Here is a 17,151-nt window from a genome sequence, read left to right as displayed (position 1 = left end):
GAAATTCCCATACTTCATCCAAACTTAATTTGACATTCCACTTTCATTGTGCTAGAACATGATACGAAATAAAGCATAGAAAGTGTGATGAAATGGAATTTTATCGTAGTAACGGAGAAAGAATCCATTATGAAATCATAGGAAAAGGCTTTCCGGTTGTCTTCTTACACGGAAACAATCTGGAAAGCGGTTATTTTAAAAAGCAAAGGGTTTTGAGCAAGTACTATAAGCTTATTTTTGTAGACAGCTTAGGACATGGTAAATCAGGAGATATTTTGGGGAAAATAAGCTTTTCTTATTTGGCTGACAGTCTTGATGAGCTGCTCTCATATCTTAATATAGAAAAATGTCTGCTGGTAGGACATAGTGACGGTGCAAATCTTGCCATAAAGTATGCTGCACTTCACCAAGAAAGAGTCGCAGGTATCTTGGCAAACAGCGGTAATATCAGCTTTAAGGGTCTGAAATTTCTCCCCGGATACGCTTGTTATCTTGAAGAAGTCTTATATAAAACTCTGGGTATAATCTTACCCTGTTTTAAAAGGAAATCAAAGGTTTCTCCACTCTTGCGTGAAGATCTGAATATTCCCAAAAAAACTTTCTCCAAATCAAACTATCCTGTCATAGTTTTGGTTGGAGACCATGATATGATCAAAAGGGAGCACAGCATATCTATTGCCGAAATTTTCCCTAGGGGTAAGTTTATAGAGAGGAAAAACCAAGGCCACAATATTCCAAAAAAGGACAGTAACTACTTTAACCTTACTATTTCCAAAATGGTAAGCTATATACAAAGTTGTACTCAGTAATTTTTAATTCTTTACGGAGGTAAACATGCAAAAGATAATTTCTTTTTTTAAAAAATATAAAAATGTTTTAAAAGGCATTTTGTTTGTAAGTATACTTATCTTGGTTCTGATAGAATTTTCTCATATGAGAAAGACTGTTTCTTTCAGTGCCGTAAAGGATATACTTCGTCATTTGTCCGTTTTACAGATTTTTAGCCTTTTTATTTTCGGTATTCTTGCAGTTTCTCCTATGATGCTGTATGACTATATACTTACAAAAGAACTTGGAAAGAAAATATCTATATTTAAGCTTATTGAAAACAGTTGGACTATAAACAGTTTAAATAATCTTATAGGCTTTGCGGGACTTGTGGATGTCGGACTTAGATACAGCTATTTTTCCGACGAAGAACAGGAAGGCAAAACAATGAAAGGCATATCAAAGGTAATGCCGTACTTTATGTCGGGGCTTTCTTTATTGTCGTTTGTATCGTTGTTATTGCTGTTTTCTCATGATAAGAATAGTACTTTAAAGACATATAGTTTTGTACTTGTACTTGCCTCGCTTATACTTCTGGCACTACTTTTCCTCTCTACAAGAAAAAGGCTTGACTACTTCGGAAATTTGAGCAAAAAGAAAATACTTGCTCTCATATGCACCTCACTTTTGGATTGGCTGTTTGTATCCGGATTTTTCTTCTATGTAGGAAGAGTACTTGGTTACAATATTTCATTTGTAAATATACTTCCTTTATATTGTATTTCCATTTGTATAGGTATTGTTTCAATGATACCGGGAAGTCTTGGAAGTTTTGATCTGATAATGATAGGAGGCCTGCTCCATCTTTCATTAAACCATAATGAAGCTGCAAGTTGGCTTTTGCTTTTCCGTATTTTTTATTATTTTATTCCGTTCTTTATAGGACTGATTTTATTTATAAAAAGTATGGCAGGCCAAATAAATGACAAGTTTCTTGGTTTACCCGGGAAACTCTCAAACATAGTACGCCGTGGAATACTTCATTTCATGGCAAATTTCTTCGGCTTTTTCCTTATGGCAAGTGCAATACTTCCCGATGAAATTCATAACATACCTTTTATAGGGAAAATGGATCCAATCCGAGGTCAACTGCTCTTTCAATTTCCAAGTTTTCTTCTTGGAAGCCTTTTCTTCCTGCTTGGAAGATTGATAAAAAGACATTCTGCATTTGCAAAACCTTTTTGTGTTGTACTATGCCTCATAAGCCTTATTTATATCAATCTGGGCGGTTACTCTGTTTTTGGCAGTCTTTATATACTTGTATTTTTAATGCTTTTATACATTGAGAGAAACGGCTTAAACAGAAAGTCATTTTTCTATCCTTTAGAGGACAGAATAAAAGATATAGGATATATAGTTTCCAGCTTTGTAATCACTGTATTTCTTTTGTATGTATCAAGGGGAAATACAGGAGGAAACAGTTTGGGCTTTCTTCTCTTCCACCATAACGGTTTTCTCTCAAAGACTTCTATGGGAACACATTTTTTTAACGGATTTTTCATTCACTTTTTACATCTTTTTGTATACTTACTGATTATTGCATTCTTTTATATTGCAGTGGAATCTATGGCAAAGGATAAACATTTTTCATTTGGGGAAAAATTTGAAAAATCTCGTTATAAAGCGTTTTTAGAAAGTTTTGATAATACCGACTTAAATGCTTCGCTTGCATTTTTGGGAGATAAACTTATCTATTATTACACTGAAGATGAAAAAGATCTCGTAGCTTTTCAATTTGCCTTAGAAGACGGTAAGGCTGTTGTTATGGGGGATCCTATAGGTAGAAGTGAATATTTTAATAAAGCTGTATCTTCATTTATAAAAGATGCCGAAGACAAAAATCTTATACCTCTTTTTTATGAAATAAGTCAGGATATCACTTTACTCCTGCACAATTTCGGCTATGATTTTATGAAATTTGGTGAAACTGCAAAAGTTAATCTGGATGAATTCGATCTGACCGGAAAAGCCGGAAGAAAGTTTCGTGCTATTACAAATCGTGGAGAAAACAGCGGATATTCCTTTAAAGTAGAGTTTCCGCCTTTTTCAAATGATTTTTTGGATGAATTAAAAAATATTTCAGATGATTGGCTTTCGGGAAGGCAGGAAAAGGGCTTTTCTTTAGGGTATTTTGACAGAGATTATCTTTCACTTGCCCCAATAGCCTGTGTGCTTGATGGTTCCGGAAATATTCAGGCATTTGCAAACTTTTTGGTATGCAATAATGATAATGAGTCAAGTATAGACCTTATGCGCTACGATCCTAAAACGGAAAGAAACGGTATTATGGACTATCTCTTTGTACGAATTTTTCTTTATATGAAGGAAAATAATGTAAGATACTTTGACCTTGGAATGGCTCCTCTTTCAAATGTCGGTCAGTATGACCACAGTTTTTTTAATGAGAAGCTTGCATTTTTAGTTTACAGCTTCACAAGTCGTTTCTATTCCTTCGGCGGCCTGAGAAAATATAAGGAAAAGTTCGCTCCTGCTTGGGAGGCAAGATATTTATCCTACCCGAAAGACAGTAATCTGCTCTTTGATTTACTTACTATATATAAGATTGATAACAGGCAGGTAAAAAAGGTATAAAAAACGGGTTGAAAAATCAACCCGCCTTTCTTTATCCTTTAACCGCTCCTACCATAATTCCTTTTGAGAAGTATTTTTGCATAAACGGATATAGTGCAAAAATCGGTAGTGATGCCAATACTGTAATTGTCATTCTTATTCCCTTTGGTGAGATACTTGCCATTGCCTTTGTCATATCAGCTCCACTTGAAGCTGTTTTTAATTGCTCTGCAAGTCTCTGTGCCTCGTTCAGATAATTATATAATAAATACTGTAATGTTGTCAGGGATTCATTTGCTCTTGTATAGATATGATTATCAAACCATGAATTCCACTGTCCAACTGCTACAAACACTACAACAGTCGCTATTATAGGTTTGCAAAGCGGAAATATAATCTTAAAAAAACATGTAATATACCCTGCTCCGTCCAAACTTGCAGATTCTTCAAGTTCAGGCGGCAGCTGCTCTATATATGTTTTTATCAAAATCATATTGTAGGCAGAAATCATTGAAGGTAATATATATACCCAAAATGAGTTCAATAATCCATATGACTTCATTACAATATATGTGGCAATCATACCGCCACTGATATACATGGTAAATACTACAAAGCGATACAGAATCTTTCTCCCCGGCATCTTGTCCTTAGTAAAAAGGTATGCCAGAAAAGAGCAACAAAATACGGATGTTATCGTTCCGACCACAGTTCTTAACAAAGACATTAAAAGTGCCGGAAAGAATCCTTTTAATGTTAGAATTTCTTTGTAGTTACTAAGTGTAAAACCGCTTGGTAATAATACCGGTGTATTCACCGATGCTGCCGTTGTATCGCTTAATGAGTAGCAAAGTACATACCAGAATGGGTAAATACATATAAGTGCAAGCAATATCATCAGACAATAGTCAAACACTAAAAATACTTTTCTTGATGTTGAAACTTTCATTTTACTCTTATTCATAATGCCCCCTTAGATAACTGCCTTGCCTCTTATTTTCTTTGCAACCATATTTGCCACTAAAACCAATGTTATACTTACAATTGATTTCACAACGCTGATTGCAACACCATAGGAGTAGTCCATATTTTGAAGACCGATTCTATATGTATATAAATCAAGTACTTCAATATTAGGTGCTGTTAATGAGTTCTTAAAAAGAAGGTATTGCTCATAACCGGTATTTAGAAAATTACCGATATTTAATATAAACAACACTACAAAAGTCTCCATCATCGCAGGCAATGTAACATGAATTGCACATTTAAAATGTCCTGCACCGTCAACTCTCGCCGCTTCATATTGCTCCTGGTCAATTCCTGCAATAGCCGCCATATAAATGATTGAATTCCATCCCAAAGTCTTCCACTGTACAAGGAATGACTGAAACCAATATACTGCTTCATTTGATCCCAGTAATGAATTTGAAGCATCTCCAAGTCCAAGTTTTACTGCAAGCATAGTTATAATTCCGTCTGATGCAAAAAGTGCCGTTGCAAGAGAGAAAATAATTACCCAGCTTATAAAGTTTGGAAGTGTTGTAAATGTCTGTACAAATTTCTTTACAGGACCGTTTCTGAGCTCATTTAATAAAATCGCCAAGAGCATAGGTAGCGGTGTTAAACATATATTTATAATTGCAAAAACAAATGTGTTCTTTAAAGCTCTTAAAACATTGTCATCTTTTAAAATCAGTTTGAAGTACTCAAGTCCTACAAAGTCACAATCAAAAATACTGACTCCGGGTACATAATCAAAGAATGAATATATCCAGCCAAATATCGGAACATAACTAAACAAAAAGACTATTGTGATAAAAGGTATTGCCATCCAAAGCAATTTATAATCTTTTGATCCGCTTTTCACAAATCCCCTTTTTCTGTTCATACACATGCTCCTTTCGTATTTATTTGCTCTCTAAACTCTCGATTGCGCTCTTGGAATCCTCCCATGCCTTCTGCCACCAATCAATAGACTCTTTTACGCTTGCATCGGAAAGCTGCTGTAATAATGCTTCCTTAGCTGCAGCAAATGCCTCATCTGAATCTGCCTGTATAAGTCCGGGAAGTGCATTCTTTGTGATTTCAATACAGTTGCTGTCAATACGTACTATATTCTTTGGAATTGTTTCAAGGCACATACGAATTGTTGAATCCGATTTGCTAAGATCCATGTTGTCACCCTTTTCAACTCCGTTCTTTAAAAGATCACTTGGTAATGAAATACCGAAATGTTCACAAAGTTCCAGCTCAGCTGTTGTAAGGCTGTCTTTCATTACATCTTCATCGTTCCAAAGACTAACTCTTCCACCGTCCGCTAAAACATTGTTGTAATCCCATCCGATAAGATTATCTACTCTTGAGTCGCTGATTCCGCTCATCTTCCACTCTTCGGCACGACTTCCGTCAACCTTCATATTTATAGTATCTTCTGTTAAATGTGGCTTTCCGTCTGAGCCCTTCTCCCAACGTCCTTCAACACCTGAATCTGAGCTTCTTGCAAATTCTCCGCTCTGTAAATAATCAAGCACCATAACAGCACGCTCAACATTTGGTGAATGAGAAGATACAAATAAGTACTTTCCTGTCCATCCTGCTCTGTTTTGCTCATTTACCCATCCTAATTTTGAAGGTAAAACAACATACTCTTTATCAGTTCCCTTATTGTTGCTGTTATATGTTCCGAAGTACCAGTTTACAGTACCTCCGATATACTGACCCTTAGTATACTTTTCTGTAAGGTCCTCACCCTTTGTAATAAAGTTATCAGGATCTAATAATCCGGCTTTGTAAAGCTTATTATAGAATTCTACACCTGACCAGAAAGGTGTTTTAACATTCTCATCCTTATCATACACATCAACTACAAGTGCATTTGTCTGTGCATCCTGAACATAAAGTCCGTCTTCAAGGTTTAAATATCCCTCTCCAAGACATCCTTTAAAGAAATAAGTATGAAGGTCCGCATCATTATATGCACTCATTGCATACGTTTCTGCACCGTCTTCTGTCTTAGGATAAATCTCCTTCATTTTTTTCAATGCTTCGATATATTCATCATCATTAGTGATTGTCGGTGCTCCAATCTGCTTGTATAAATCCCATCGTACAACATAACCGTACTGAACTACAGAACCGTAGCTTTTTGCATAATCTTTAGAAACAACTCTAGGTGTAACAAAGTACTGAGCCTCACCATTGTCACCTTTAAATTTCTGCATGATTTTATTTCTGTAATCCATTCCGTCGGAGAATATATTTGGTGCGATATTCTTATAATCCACAAGGTTTACCGCATGTTTTCCTTTTAACACACCTTCGATATTTCCATCCGATATCTGCACTATATCACAAGTATTTCCACCTGATAAATCAAGGTTTAAGCTTTCCTGATCATAGGCCTTTGTTGTAATTGTACAGTTAAACTTTTCCTCAACCGCCTTGATTACTTCTGTAGGCCAGGCTCCTGTAGAAGAATCCGATAAAGATAATCCACCTATAGTAATATCCACATGATCTGCTGTGCTTACTTCCTCAGGACTGCTTGCTGCAGTTTTACTTCCCGATGCGGAATCGGCTTTTCCTCCGCCACATCCTGCCAAACATGACGCTGTTAATGCAACAGCACCTAAAATTGCTGTCAATTTCCTTGTTTTCATGTACTTTTCCCTCCTTGTAGCTTCTATGAAGCATTCAATGTTGAATCTACATCAATTCACGTTCAATTTGTTCGTTTTGATTTCGATTATTATTTTGTACCGGCCGTTAAAAATATTTCTTATTGAGCAAAATATTTTCTCTATCTAAGATAGAATTATATTATCATTTTAGACAGTTTCTTAAAATGTTTTATATTATTTGTCGATTGACTATTTTATCGTTTTTTTATTCTAAAAAACAAAACTTGACATATTTTATGATTTTTGCACTTTGTACCATAAAATATGTCAAGTCTTAGACTTCATTATTATTTTTAATAATTTTATATGACTAAACTCTTTCTTTATTTGTCATTTCAACATATTGATTAAATCGTATATGTACGATCAAGCCTAATTTAGGATCTGTTTCAACAGACATGCTGCCCTTATCTCCATACAGCAACCCTAAGCGTTTTGATACATTTGCAAGTCCTATATGATCTAATGTTTTTAGAGGTGATTTTATCTTGTTTCTTATTTGACTAAGTTCTTCTTCATTTAAGAATATCCCGCTGTTTATCACCTTTACATCCATATAATCATTACATTCTATCACAACTTCTATTGTACGTATCTCTTCCTGACTGCTTCCGTGTACAAAGCAATTTTCAATCAATGGCTGTAATATGAATCTTGGAAATTCCAACTCATATAATTCTTTTTTACAACTCATTTTATATTCCATATCATGGCCATATCTAAGTTGCATCATAGCTGCATAATTCTCCAAGAATTCCACTTCATTTTTAACTTTCCATGTTAGGCTTGGATTCCTTAGTACAGGTGTAATTATTTTTCCAAGCCTTACCAAAGTATCCGCAACTATTGTATTATTGGTCATCATTGCCATCCAACGTATGGAGTTAAGTGAATTTAATAAAAAGTGAGGGTTCATCTGATATTGAAGAGCCATAAGCTCTTCTCTTCTTTTTTCATCTTCTACCTGTTTTAATCTTTCAATATACGCTTTTATACTTTGTGCTGTGGAATATAATTCCTCATTTAACCTATCCAGCTCTTCCCAGCCAAGTTTTTTCGGTTTATCAATATTAAACTCCTGATTTTTAATATGATGCATATTTTTCATAAGCAGTTCTATCGGCTGAGTATATTTTCTGCTCCAAATGACAGCAACAGTGACTGTCGCTACTATAGCCGGTATAATTACAATAATACCGAAATCTCTGATTTCATTGGCATCTTTTAAATATTCTTCTTTGGGAATCATATCACATAATTTCCATCCGTAAAAATCAAGCGGATATTCAATATTTTGTGTATCCGTACTTGTATAATATTCCTTACCCAGCATACTCTTATCGACATCTGAAATTATTTGACCTTTTTTATCTACCAATATAGCCCTGCTGTCATTAAAGGCAACCGCCCTATATGTACTTTGAATATCTATTTCATTTATTGCAACAAAAATAAAGCTCTCTTCTTCAAGATTTATATTTACACCTACCGCCTTTATACCTACCAAAGAAGGTGTCTGTGACATTATTTTAAAAGGGCTTGTGTCATTTATATCCAGCTCCCAGCTTGGTACCCAAGTAGTATAGGGATAATTTTCTTTTACCTTTTGTAAAACATTTAAAATTTCTCCTGATATTTCAGTATCACCGGTACGGTTTTTACCCAGTGCGGAAGAAACAATTCCAACTCCGTCTCCTTTTAATATTCCCAAAGCTGAAATTTCTCTGTTTACAAGCATTTCCGAATGAAAACTCTCGGAAATCTTCATTTTCAATCTGCTTTCGTCTATATTGCTGTTTGGATATTCATATCCGAACTCCCAGACAAGATCCGATATTACATATTTATTCAAACACAGTTCCGCATTTTTTAAAATATTTTCCAGATCCTTTTCAGCCTGTTCAAAGTTTAATAAAACAATCCTTTCATTTCCGGCTTCCACCTTTTCCACAAAGTAGTGGTATGTGATGTAGAACATAAAGCTGATTATAATTATAAAGCTTCCGAGAATAGATAATAAAACCTTTTGTCTCCAATTCATACGATTTAACGGTTTAATTTTCTCCATCTTGCCGGTGACTCTCCTGTCTGTTTTTTAAAGTATCTTGAGAAATACTCCAAGTTCTGAAACCCGTTCTTTTGTGCAACCACAACTACCTTCTCATCAGTATTCATCAAGTCTTTCATGGTTGCAAGTAGCCTTATTTCATTTAGATACTCAATATAATTTTTTCCGGTTTCCTGTTTAAACAGATACGAAAAATAGCTTACAGAAAGTCCTATAGTACGTGAAATATCTGTTAAGGTCAAACTTTCTCTGAAATGTTCCTGCATATACTCAATTGACTTTTGTATCAATGCCTTACCGCTGTTTTCATCAATATTTATCTCATACTGCTGTACATAGGCTCTATCAAACCAGTCTTTTAAATTCTCAGCTTTTCTACGACTGCTGTGCGTGATTTTAAAACGAACTCCCAAAAAATCACCTATGGAATTATTGATTCTCTTTATTCTCTCATCCATCTTTTTTTCTGTACTTCTGTAAAAAACACAGAATTCCTTGTCCTTTAGAGGAACCAACATTTCTCCCGGTATCTGACGGTTAACCAGTTCATATATAAAATCCATTGCAAGCTTATTTATCTTATCTTTATTTTCCTCCTCCAGACTAAACAGCAATAAATGTTCGAATATTTCAAAATCATCCTCCAAACTGGTTACGGCATCTCCCAAAAGATATTTTGATATAATATCCTCAGGTTTTTCTAAATCAGGTATCACCTTTTTAGCTGTCCTTCCGATACTTATAAGATATTCTTTTGTCTGTTCCAGTACATTACATACTTCATCTATACTTATACTTGCCTTCAGTACATATGCATTGATATTATATGGTATCAATTTCCTTAGGGTTTCAAAATCATTCAGGCAGGAAATTACTACAATCGCACATTCCTTATCTATTTCCCTGACTCTTTTAACAAGTTCAAGACCGTCCATTCCTTCCATTCTAAGGTCCGTTATCAATATGTCAGGACGTATCTCTTCAAAGAGCCTGTATGCTTCCATACCGTTGTCTGCCAATGCTGCAACTTCCATTTCATATTTACTCCATGGAATTGAATTTTGTAAACCCAATCTTACTAATAATTCATCCTCAGCAAATAAAACCTTATACATTTCTACCCCCTTTATTTGCTCTCTAACTTGTTATCGTATTTTATATTGTATCAACTAAATCCGATCCGCTGATTATTTGGCTCCAGCGATTTTCTCGTTTATCTGCTTTATCCCCAAAATACGGTAATCTTTTCTCTTCAAATTCTTCAAGGCAAGGTATTTTCCCATCCACATAATTTAAAACTCTTCTTTTTGTACTTTCTAATCTTGTGATGACTCCGCCAAGCTTTACATCCATAAGCTCATATCCCCATGGCTTTGCATCGCTCATCCATAAATCTTCTCTGAGAGTTTTCATAACTTTAAGATTTTCTATTGTATCCGGAATTTCTTTTTCACAGATAGTTTTTAATGTATACAAATCACTTGCCTCATATGAAGTTTTTAGGCGTACTCCTAAATCCGCTTTTATGCTCAAAACCTCTGCCAGTTTTTCATAATATAAAAACAGTTCCAAGTATTTTTTAGAGTGCTTTTCACTTTCCATAACATTTAATCTTAAGCTGTCATAATAAACCTTGGTATCTACAGCGGATTCCTTTACATGATAATCAAATATCCCTGTCAGAGGATCTTGATAAAGTAGATACTTAGAAGGATTTTCTGCAGCTTGATTTGACTCTTCTTTTTGGAAAAGCGAATCAAATCTGTCAAGCACCATAAAGTCATCTAAATATCCGCTACAACAATTTTGGAATTCTTCTTTAAATTCTTCACTGTCATAGTTTTTATGAAAGCCTAAATAACCGAATAAAGCAACTCCCGGTAATACAGCATCTATAGGTGTCTCTGCACCGTTATCAAGCCAGGCAGTACATAGTACTTCATCCAGTTTAAACTCCTTACATGTTTGGAGTGCCGATATTGTACATTCAAAAGTTTTTGAGTAGTTTGGAGCTATTCCGTTCCATACCCATGATCCTCCCGCAAAAATCACATTATTTGAGATTTGCATATGAACTTTCAACATCTTTTCATATATCTTTTCGTCATTGTGATAATAATCCCAATATACAAGTCCAACTTCTTTTTCAGGCTTTTCCCAAAGGCTACAATCAACATTGTCCTCAATGTCATAATATCCCTTACCTGTGTTTGCTGTTATATACATATCGCTCCACATCATAGGGTTTAAGTCCAACTTTTTGCATATATCAAGGACCTTTTTACAATGTCTCTTTATTAACATGGAACTCTTTTCATATCCGTTATTTTTAAGATAATTTCCAAGCCCCAGAGAAACAGCCTCATCCATTCCAAGATGTACACGCTTTGTAGAAAAACTCTCCTTTACAGAACGAAGCAATTTTTCAATAAAAATATATGTTTCTTCTTTTCCTACCTCCAGGATATCCGCTGAATCCTTGATGTTCTCTTTCCCCGGCCATTTTAGGGCATTATGTAAATGTGCCAATGTCTGAATACATGGCACAAGTTCAATCCCGAATACAGAAGCATATGAATCTATCTCTTTAATTTCCTCTTTTGTGTATCTTCCTCGATATATTCCAAAATAAGGCTCATCAGCTACCTCGTAAGTGTCCTCAGTATAGAGCATAAGCACATTCATTCCAAGTTTTGCCAGAACTCGAATAATACTTTTCACTTTTTCTACTCTAAATACAGCATTTCTTGAACAGTCAAGCATAACACCGTTTTTTTCAAAATACGCCTTCTCCGTATTTTCATATGTGTTTTTATCTAAATTACAAAATATCTTTGTCAGTCCTCTGTAATAATGAGACAGTTCTTTACAGGTAATACTTATAGCATTTCCTTCTTTTTTTACCGAAAGTTCATCGCTTTCACAAAATTCTACATTAATATCCAACTGCTCGGTACTTTGTTTATATTCATCTATAAGTATTCTTGTACCGGTCTTTAATTTTTCTTCTGAAAGTCCGGAATTTTTACATATAATTTTCATTACTCATACTCCTCATTTATTTTATCAGTATACTCCAACAAAAGACATTACCGGTGCCACCCTGGAATCTTCAATTTCTATAGTAAGATTATCAGTCTTAGTACCTTTTAAATCAATAATTCTCTTATATCCTATAGTGGTTCCTCCGAAAATTTTTATTTTATTTCCTGACTCATCGTTAAAATACACATTGAATTTTTCAACTCTTTGACTGAAGGTTATTGCTTCTTTTAAAACTAAATAATTCAGTTTCTTACACTCATCAAATTTTATTTCAATCAGTAATTTATTATCACCTTCTTTATTCATAAAATATGTATTATAATCATCTGTTCGCATCATGTCAGGCGAATTACCTCTGCAATCATGCTCCGGAACAGTCGTAATCAATGAACTTTTTAAAAGGTTATTTTTAAATATATCATTTATAAACTCACCCAATCTCTTTAAGATGGCCATATCTTTTTCATGAATTTTTCCGTTCTTCATAGGTGGAATATTCAATAAAAGAGTTGTATTTCCACCAACTGATTTTAAATATATGTCTTTCAGATTCTCAAATGAACGAACTTTATCATCCTCTTCTTCATGATAAAACCAGCCCGGACGAATGGATACATCTGTTTCCGCCGGATACCACACAAGCTCTTTTTCATTTTTGAGACGCTCTCTGCTTCCAAGATCTGACTGAGTCTCATCCAAAGGTCTGTCTCTGAATTCTTCATTGTCTTCATGCTGGCTTAATTCGGCTGTAATTGACGGATCTGTCATATCTTTTGCAACAACACTCCATTCACTTTCTCTGACTTCACCGGCCTCATTTCCACACCATCTTACATCAGGTCCGGAAATAGAAATAACTGCATTAGGCTGTAGTTCACGCATTACTTTGTAATATCTGTTCCAATCATACTTTTGAATCTTACCGTTAGCCCCTTCACCACAGGCACCGTCCAGCCAGATAGTGTATAGTTCACCATAATCTGTCAACAGTTCTGTAAGCTGATTTACGTAATAATCATCATACTCCTTACCTTTTCCATAGCTACTGTTATTTCTGTCCCATGGTGAAAGATAAATACCGAATTTTAGTCCAAACTCTTTACATGCTTCCGACACTTCTTTAACTATATCACCGTTTCCGTTCTTGTATGGTGAATTCTTTACGCTATGTTCCGTATATTTTGACGGCCAAAGGCAGAAACCGTCATGATGTTTGCAGGTAAGAATCAATCCCTTCATACCGGCATCTTTAGCAGACTTTACCCATTGCCTTGCATCAAGCTCTGTAGGATTAAAAATGGATACATCTTCTTTACCGTCACCCCATTCACTTCCTGTAAAAGTATTTACTGTAAAATGAATAAAACAAAAAAACTCCATTTTTTCATATGTAAGCTGTCTCTCACTTGGAACTGCCTTGATCAGTCTTATATCTTCTTCTATTCCGATATAGCTCATTATCTTTCTCCTTGTACTTTATATAAATTTTTCTTTATTAAAGCTATCTGTCTATAAATTTTATCATATTATAGACGATAATATCACTTTTAAACATTAATTTAAATCATTTTTTATTTATATTTTTATAAAAGCTTCATCTTTTGTGAGATTATTTTATATGAGCCCACCAAAAAAGACATACCCGTTTAAACTGATATGTCTTTAAGACTTTTTATAACAGAAAGATAAAAATGTATAAAACGTAAAAATATAAAAAGTGGGTTGAAATCTCAACCCACTAAAACACTTGACATAGTTATGTCAGCTATAGCATCAAACTGAATTGGAAAAATTTATAATCGACTCCATACAATCAAAATCGGCTTTAAACTCCTCATCTTGACATAGAAGCCTTGCTTCACGTAAACGTTTCCTTGCCTCTATAATATTCTTATTAAAAACTATATACATGAACAAATCCAGTACCATAAAATAATCATAGTAAAAATCATGATCTCTGTACTTGTCAAAAAAAGGCTTGCTGTCTGTAAACAATTCTTGTGCTCTCTCATATTTTTTGAGATGAAAATAGCAAAGACACAGGTTTAACCTTCTTGCCATCTCCACTTCAGTCATACTTTCAAGTGACCTTCCAAAACACTCCAAAATATATTTTGCCTCAACATAATCCGTTTTCCACATAAATGCGAAAGCTATGTTCAGTTTTGCCATATTTTTGACATGTCGTGATTTTGTAGTCTTCTCTATAGCATTCAATTTATCAATACACTCATCAAACTTACGTTCATCAAACAGCAATAAAAGCTTACATATTTTCTTTATATATACTGCACTGTAGATTCGCTTATACAGTTCAGATCCTGCAAAAATTATTACAGCCGATACTATAAAAATTCCAAAAGTTTGCCTGCCGTTCAGCCCAAGTCCTATCTCGCACACTAAGAGTATACTTACATATACAACTCCCATAACTAAGATGCTTAGAAAGCTCTTCATATTCATTCTAACACCCCGAAAAATTAAAGCTGATATAACTTTGTATACTTCTCTTCTATATAATCAAGGAAATAATTTACATTAAATTCTTTACCGGTTACCATCTTCATAAGCTCAGGCGCCTCATAACGGAAACCGTATGTATGAATATTTTCCTTTAACCAATTCATTACTACATCAAATTTATTATTTTCCAGTAAATTGTCTACATCCAGATCTTTTTTCATTGCATGTACATACTGTGCCGCAAATGCTGTTCCAAGTGCATAGGTTGGGAAATAACCGAAACTTCCGTCTGACCAGTGTACATCCTGTAAGATACCGAGCTTGTCATTTGGTACATCTACTCCAAGATACTCTTTATACTTTGTATTCCATGTCTTATCAAGTCCTTCTGTAGAAATAGTACCGTTAAATAATCCCTTTTCTATCTCATAACGAATCAAAACATGTAAAGGATATGTAAGTTCATCCGCTTCCGTACGAACAAATGACGGCTTTGAAACATTGATTACCTTATAAAAATCTTCAAGGCTTACATCTCCAAGCTGCTTAGGAAAATATGCCTGTAACTTAGGATAATTATATTTCCAAAAAGCCATAGTACGTCCAAGGTAGTTCTCGCATAGACGTGACTGTGACTCATGCATTCCTGAAGATACACCCTCTGATAAAATCATTCCATCATACTTCGGGTCTATATTGTGCTCGTAGTATGCATGTCCGACTTCATGTACTGTTGAAAGTATTGCGGAAGCTACATTATTTTCTATATATTTTGTAGTTGTACGGCAATCATTCTCACAAGTCCAGGAAGTAAACGGGTGCTCAGACTCATTTTGATAGCCCCATGAAGAATCAAAATGTACATACTTCAGTAAATCATCCATAAACTTTTTCTGATCTTCAATAGGAAAGCTTTGATGTAGAAAATCCTCGTTAATCTGCTTTGCCTTAGTTACCTTACCGATAAGCGGAACTAATCTATCTTTTAAAGCATTAAAGAACGCATCATATTTTTCTTCATCCATACCCGGCTCATAATCATCAAGCATCTGATTATAAATGCTCTTATCGCTGCTTCTGTAACCGTATAACTTTTTTTGGCTCTCTATTACTTTCTTCAAATAAGGCTCGAATATAGAATAGTCGGCCTTTGATTTTGCAAGTATCCACGCATCAAATGACTCGTCACAAAGCTTTTTAAAAGCCACAAACTCTTCTTTAGGTATGCAAACGGTATCCAACGCCTTCTTATAATAAAGCTCTATCGCACGTCTGTCTTCATCACTTACCTCAGTATCATCTTTTAAGTCCTTTAATATATCTATGATCTGAGGATCTGTTTCCAAGCTAAAGAGTTCTCCTGCCAAATAGGCGGATCTCTCATCTCTATAAGCAGCTCCTGCACTTGGTGCAACTGTCTGCTTATCAATTCCTATAATATTTAATGCCATTTGGTATGCAGAACATTTAAATAACCAGTCCTGATACTTCTTTAGTTTTTCTTTTGTAGTCATAGTTTCCTTTCTTTAAAAACATTTACAAATTTTACAATTGCTACACTATTTATAAAATAAAAAGACCAGCCTATATAGCTGATCTTAAGTCTTAAAAATAATCAATGGCCTAATAGTGACGCCAACACATGACGCTTACCTAGAAAACGGCACTTAAATAGGACTTACTGTTGATATAACCATGTTAGCATATCCAATCAACCATGTCAATATAATACCTGTATTTATACCGGGAATTTAAATAAACACTTTAATATTTTTGCATCTTTTAATTTTTGAATATCCTCTTTATAACCACCTGTTTTCATATGAGAATAATATAAATTCGCAAAAACATCTGCTATTTGAATTATATTATTATTTGCAGAATCAAAATATTGGACAGCAAACTTTCCACTTGTTGTACCGTTCATTGACAATTCTGTGTTTAAGTAATTTTCTAAAAAATACTTAGATTCTGTTTTTTCATTTCTCTCATCCAGTTGAAGAATACAATCTTCACTCTGTAAATATCCCGTATTAATAAAATACTCCAAGCCAAGCCTTAATGTATAATTAAATACTCTCGCGGTATTTTCACAAAATCTATCAGTAAGTTTCTTATTATCTATAATAATATAATACAGTTCAAAAGAATGCTTTTGTACAAAAAAATCCACAAACTTTTGTTTCATTTTCTTATCAAGTTGCGATCCTTTCAGTTCTCTGAAATTTCCTTTACAAAACATCTTTCCACCCTCTTTGATTACCTGTCCCGTACTTGGCTTTACTTTATCACAATCAAGCATTAGTAATCTATCAAAGTTAGATGAAACAAAACGTTTATATGACTTTTTTATAGAATCTTTATCTACAACTCTAACTAATGCAATAATAAAATATTCATTCTCCGATATATGATTATTAATTGAACCCGATTCATCTATGTAAATAATCAAACAGCATTCCTCCTTTCCTAGTATTCATATATGAAGTATTATTC

At 34.4% G+C, this 17,151-nt stretch carries 12 protein-coding genes; 2 read left to right on the top strand and 10 right to left on the bottom strand.

Annotated features, from left to right (window positions below; all coding sequences use genetic code 11):
• Positions 1–92: 92 nt before the first annotated feature.
• The gene (locus tag HMPREF1495_RS02320; RefSeq protein ID WP_034211710.1) at positions 93–809 is read left to right on the top strand and encodes an alpha/beta fold hydrolase; all 717 of its coding nucleotides are present in this window, start codon (positions 93–95) and stop codon (positions 807–809) included.
• A gap of 25 nt (positions 810–834) precedes the next feature.
• Positions 835–3,420 (top strand): bifunctional lysylphosphatidylglycerol flippase/synthetase MprF, encoded by a 2,586-nt coding sequence (mprF, locus tag HMPREF1495_RS02315; protein ID WP_034211708.1) that lies wholly within the window; start codon positions 835–837, stop codon positions 3,418–3,420.
• A gap of 31 nt (positions 3,421–3,451) precedes the next feature.
• Here the strand turns inward: mprF and HMPREF1495_RS02310 are convergent, their stop codons facing one another.
• The 10 genes from HMPREF1495_RS02310 to HMPREF1495_RS02265 form a co-directional block, all read right to left on the bottom strand.
• Positions 3,452–4,363 carry a carbohydrate ABC transporter permease gene (locus tag HMPREF1495_RS02310; RefSeq protein ID WP_034211706.1) on the bottom strand — a complete coding sequence of 304 codons (912 nt, stop codon included), beginning with the start codon at positions 4,361–4,363 and terminating at the stop codon, positions 3,452–3,454.
• 9 nt (positions 4,364–4,372) lie between these two features.
• Positions 4,373–5,287, bottom strand: a complete 915-nt coding sequence (locus tag HMPREF1495_RS02305; RefSeq protein ID WP_034211704.1) for an ABC transporter permease — start codon at positions 5,285–5,287, stop codon at positions 4,373–4,375.
• Between the two features lie 19 nt (positions 5,288–5,306).
• Positions 5,307–7,058, bottom strand: a complete 1,752-nt coding sequence (locus HMPREF1495_RS02300; RefSeq protein WP_007591464.1) for a hypothetical protein — start codon at positions 7,056–7,058, stop codon at positions 5,307–5,309.
• A 331-nt stretch (positions 7,059–7,389) separates the two neighbouring features.
• Positions 7,390–9,147 (bottom strand): sensor histidine kinase, encoded by a 1,758-nt coding sequence (locus tag HMPREF1495_RS02295; RefSeq protein ID WP_034211702.1) that lies wholly within the window; start codon positions 9,145–9,147, stop codon positions 7,390–7,392.
• Positions 9,126–10,262, bottom strand: a complete 1,137-nt coding sequence (locus HMPREF1495_RS02290; protein ID WP_034211744.1) for a response regulator transcription factor — start codon at positions 10,260–10,262, stop codon at positions 9,126–9,128. Before HMPREF1495_RS02290 ends, HMPREF1495_RS02295 begins: the two co-directional genes overlap by 22 nt.
• Positions 10,263–10,302: 40 nt before the next feature.
• Complete coding sequence (locus HMPREF1495_RS02285; RefSeq protein ID WP_034211700.1) at positions 10,303–12,189, bottom strand: beta-N-acetylhexosaminidase; 1,887 nt, start codon at positions 12,187–12,189, stop codon at positions 10,303–10,305.
• A 24-nt stretch (positions 12,190–12,213) separates the two neighbouring features.
• Positions 12,214–13,650, bottom strand: a complete 1,437-nt coding sequence (locus HMPREF1495_RS02280) for an alpha-L-fucosidase (RefSeq protein ID WP_034211698.1) — start codon at positions 13,648–13,650, stop codon at positions 12,214–12,216.
• 315 nt (positions 13,651–13,965) lie between these two features.
• Entirely contained in the window at positions 13,966–14,655 is a 690-nt protein-coding gene (locus HMPREF1495_RS02275; protein WP_242832833.1) for a tetratricopeptide repeat protein, read from the bottom strand.
• Positions 14,656–14,672: 17 nt separating this feature from the next.
• On the bottom strand, positions 14,673–16,169 hold the full coding sequence (locus HMPREF1495_RS02270) for a carboxypeptidase M32 (protein WP_034211696.1): 1,497 nt from the start codon (positions 16,167–16,169) through the stop codon (positions 14,673–14,675).
• Between the two features lie 224 nt (positions 16,170–16,393).
• Entirely contained in the window at positions 16,394–17,107 is a 714-nt protein-coding gene (locus HMPREF1495_RS02265) for a DUF3800 domain-containing protein (protein ID WP_034211694.1), read from the bottom strand.
• Between the last annotated feature and the right edge of the window lie 44 nt (positions 17,108–17,151).

Source organism: Lachnoanaerobaculum sp. MSX33, assembly GCF_000512995.1.
Lineage (GTDB): Bacteria > Bacillota > Clostridia > Lachnospirales > Lachnospiraceae > Lachnoanaerobaculum.
This window is presented reverse-complemented; position numbering and strand designations above follow the sequence as displayed.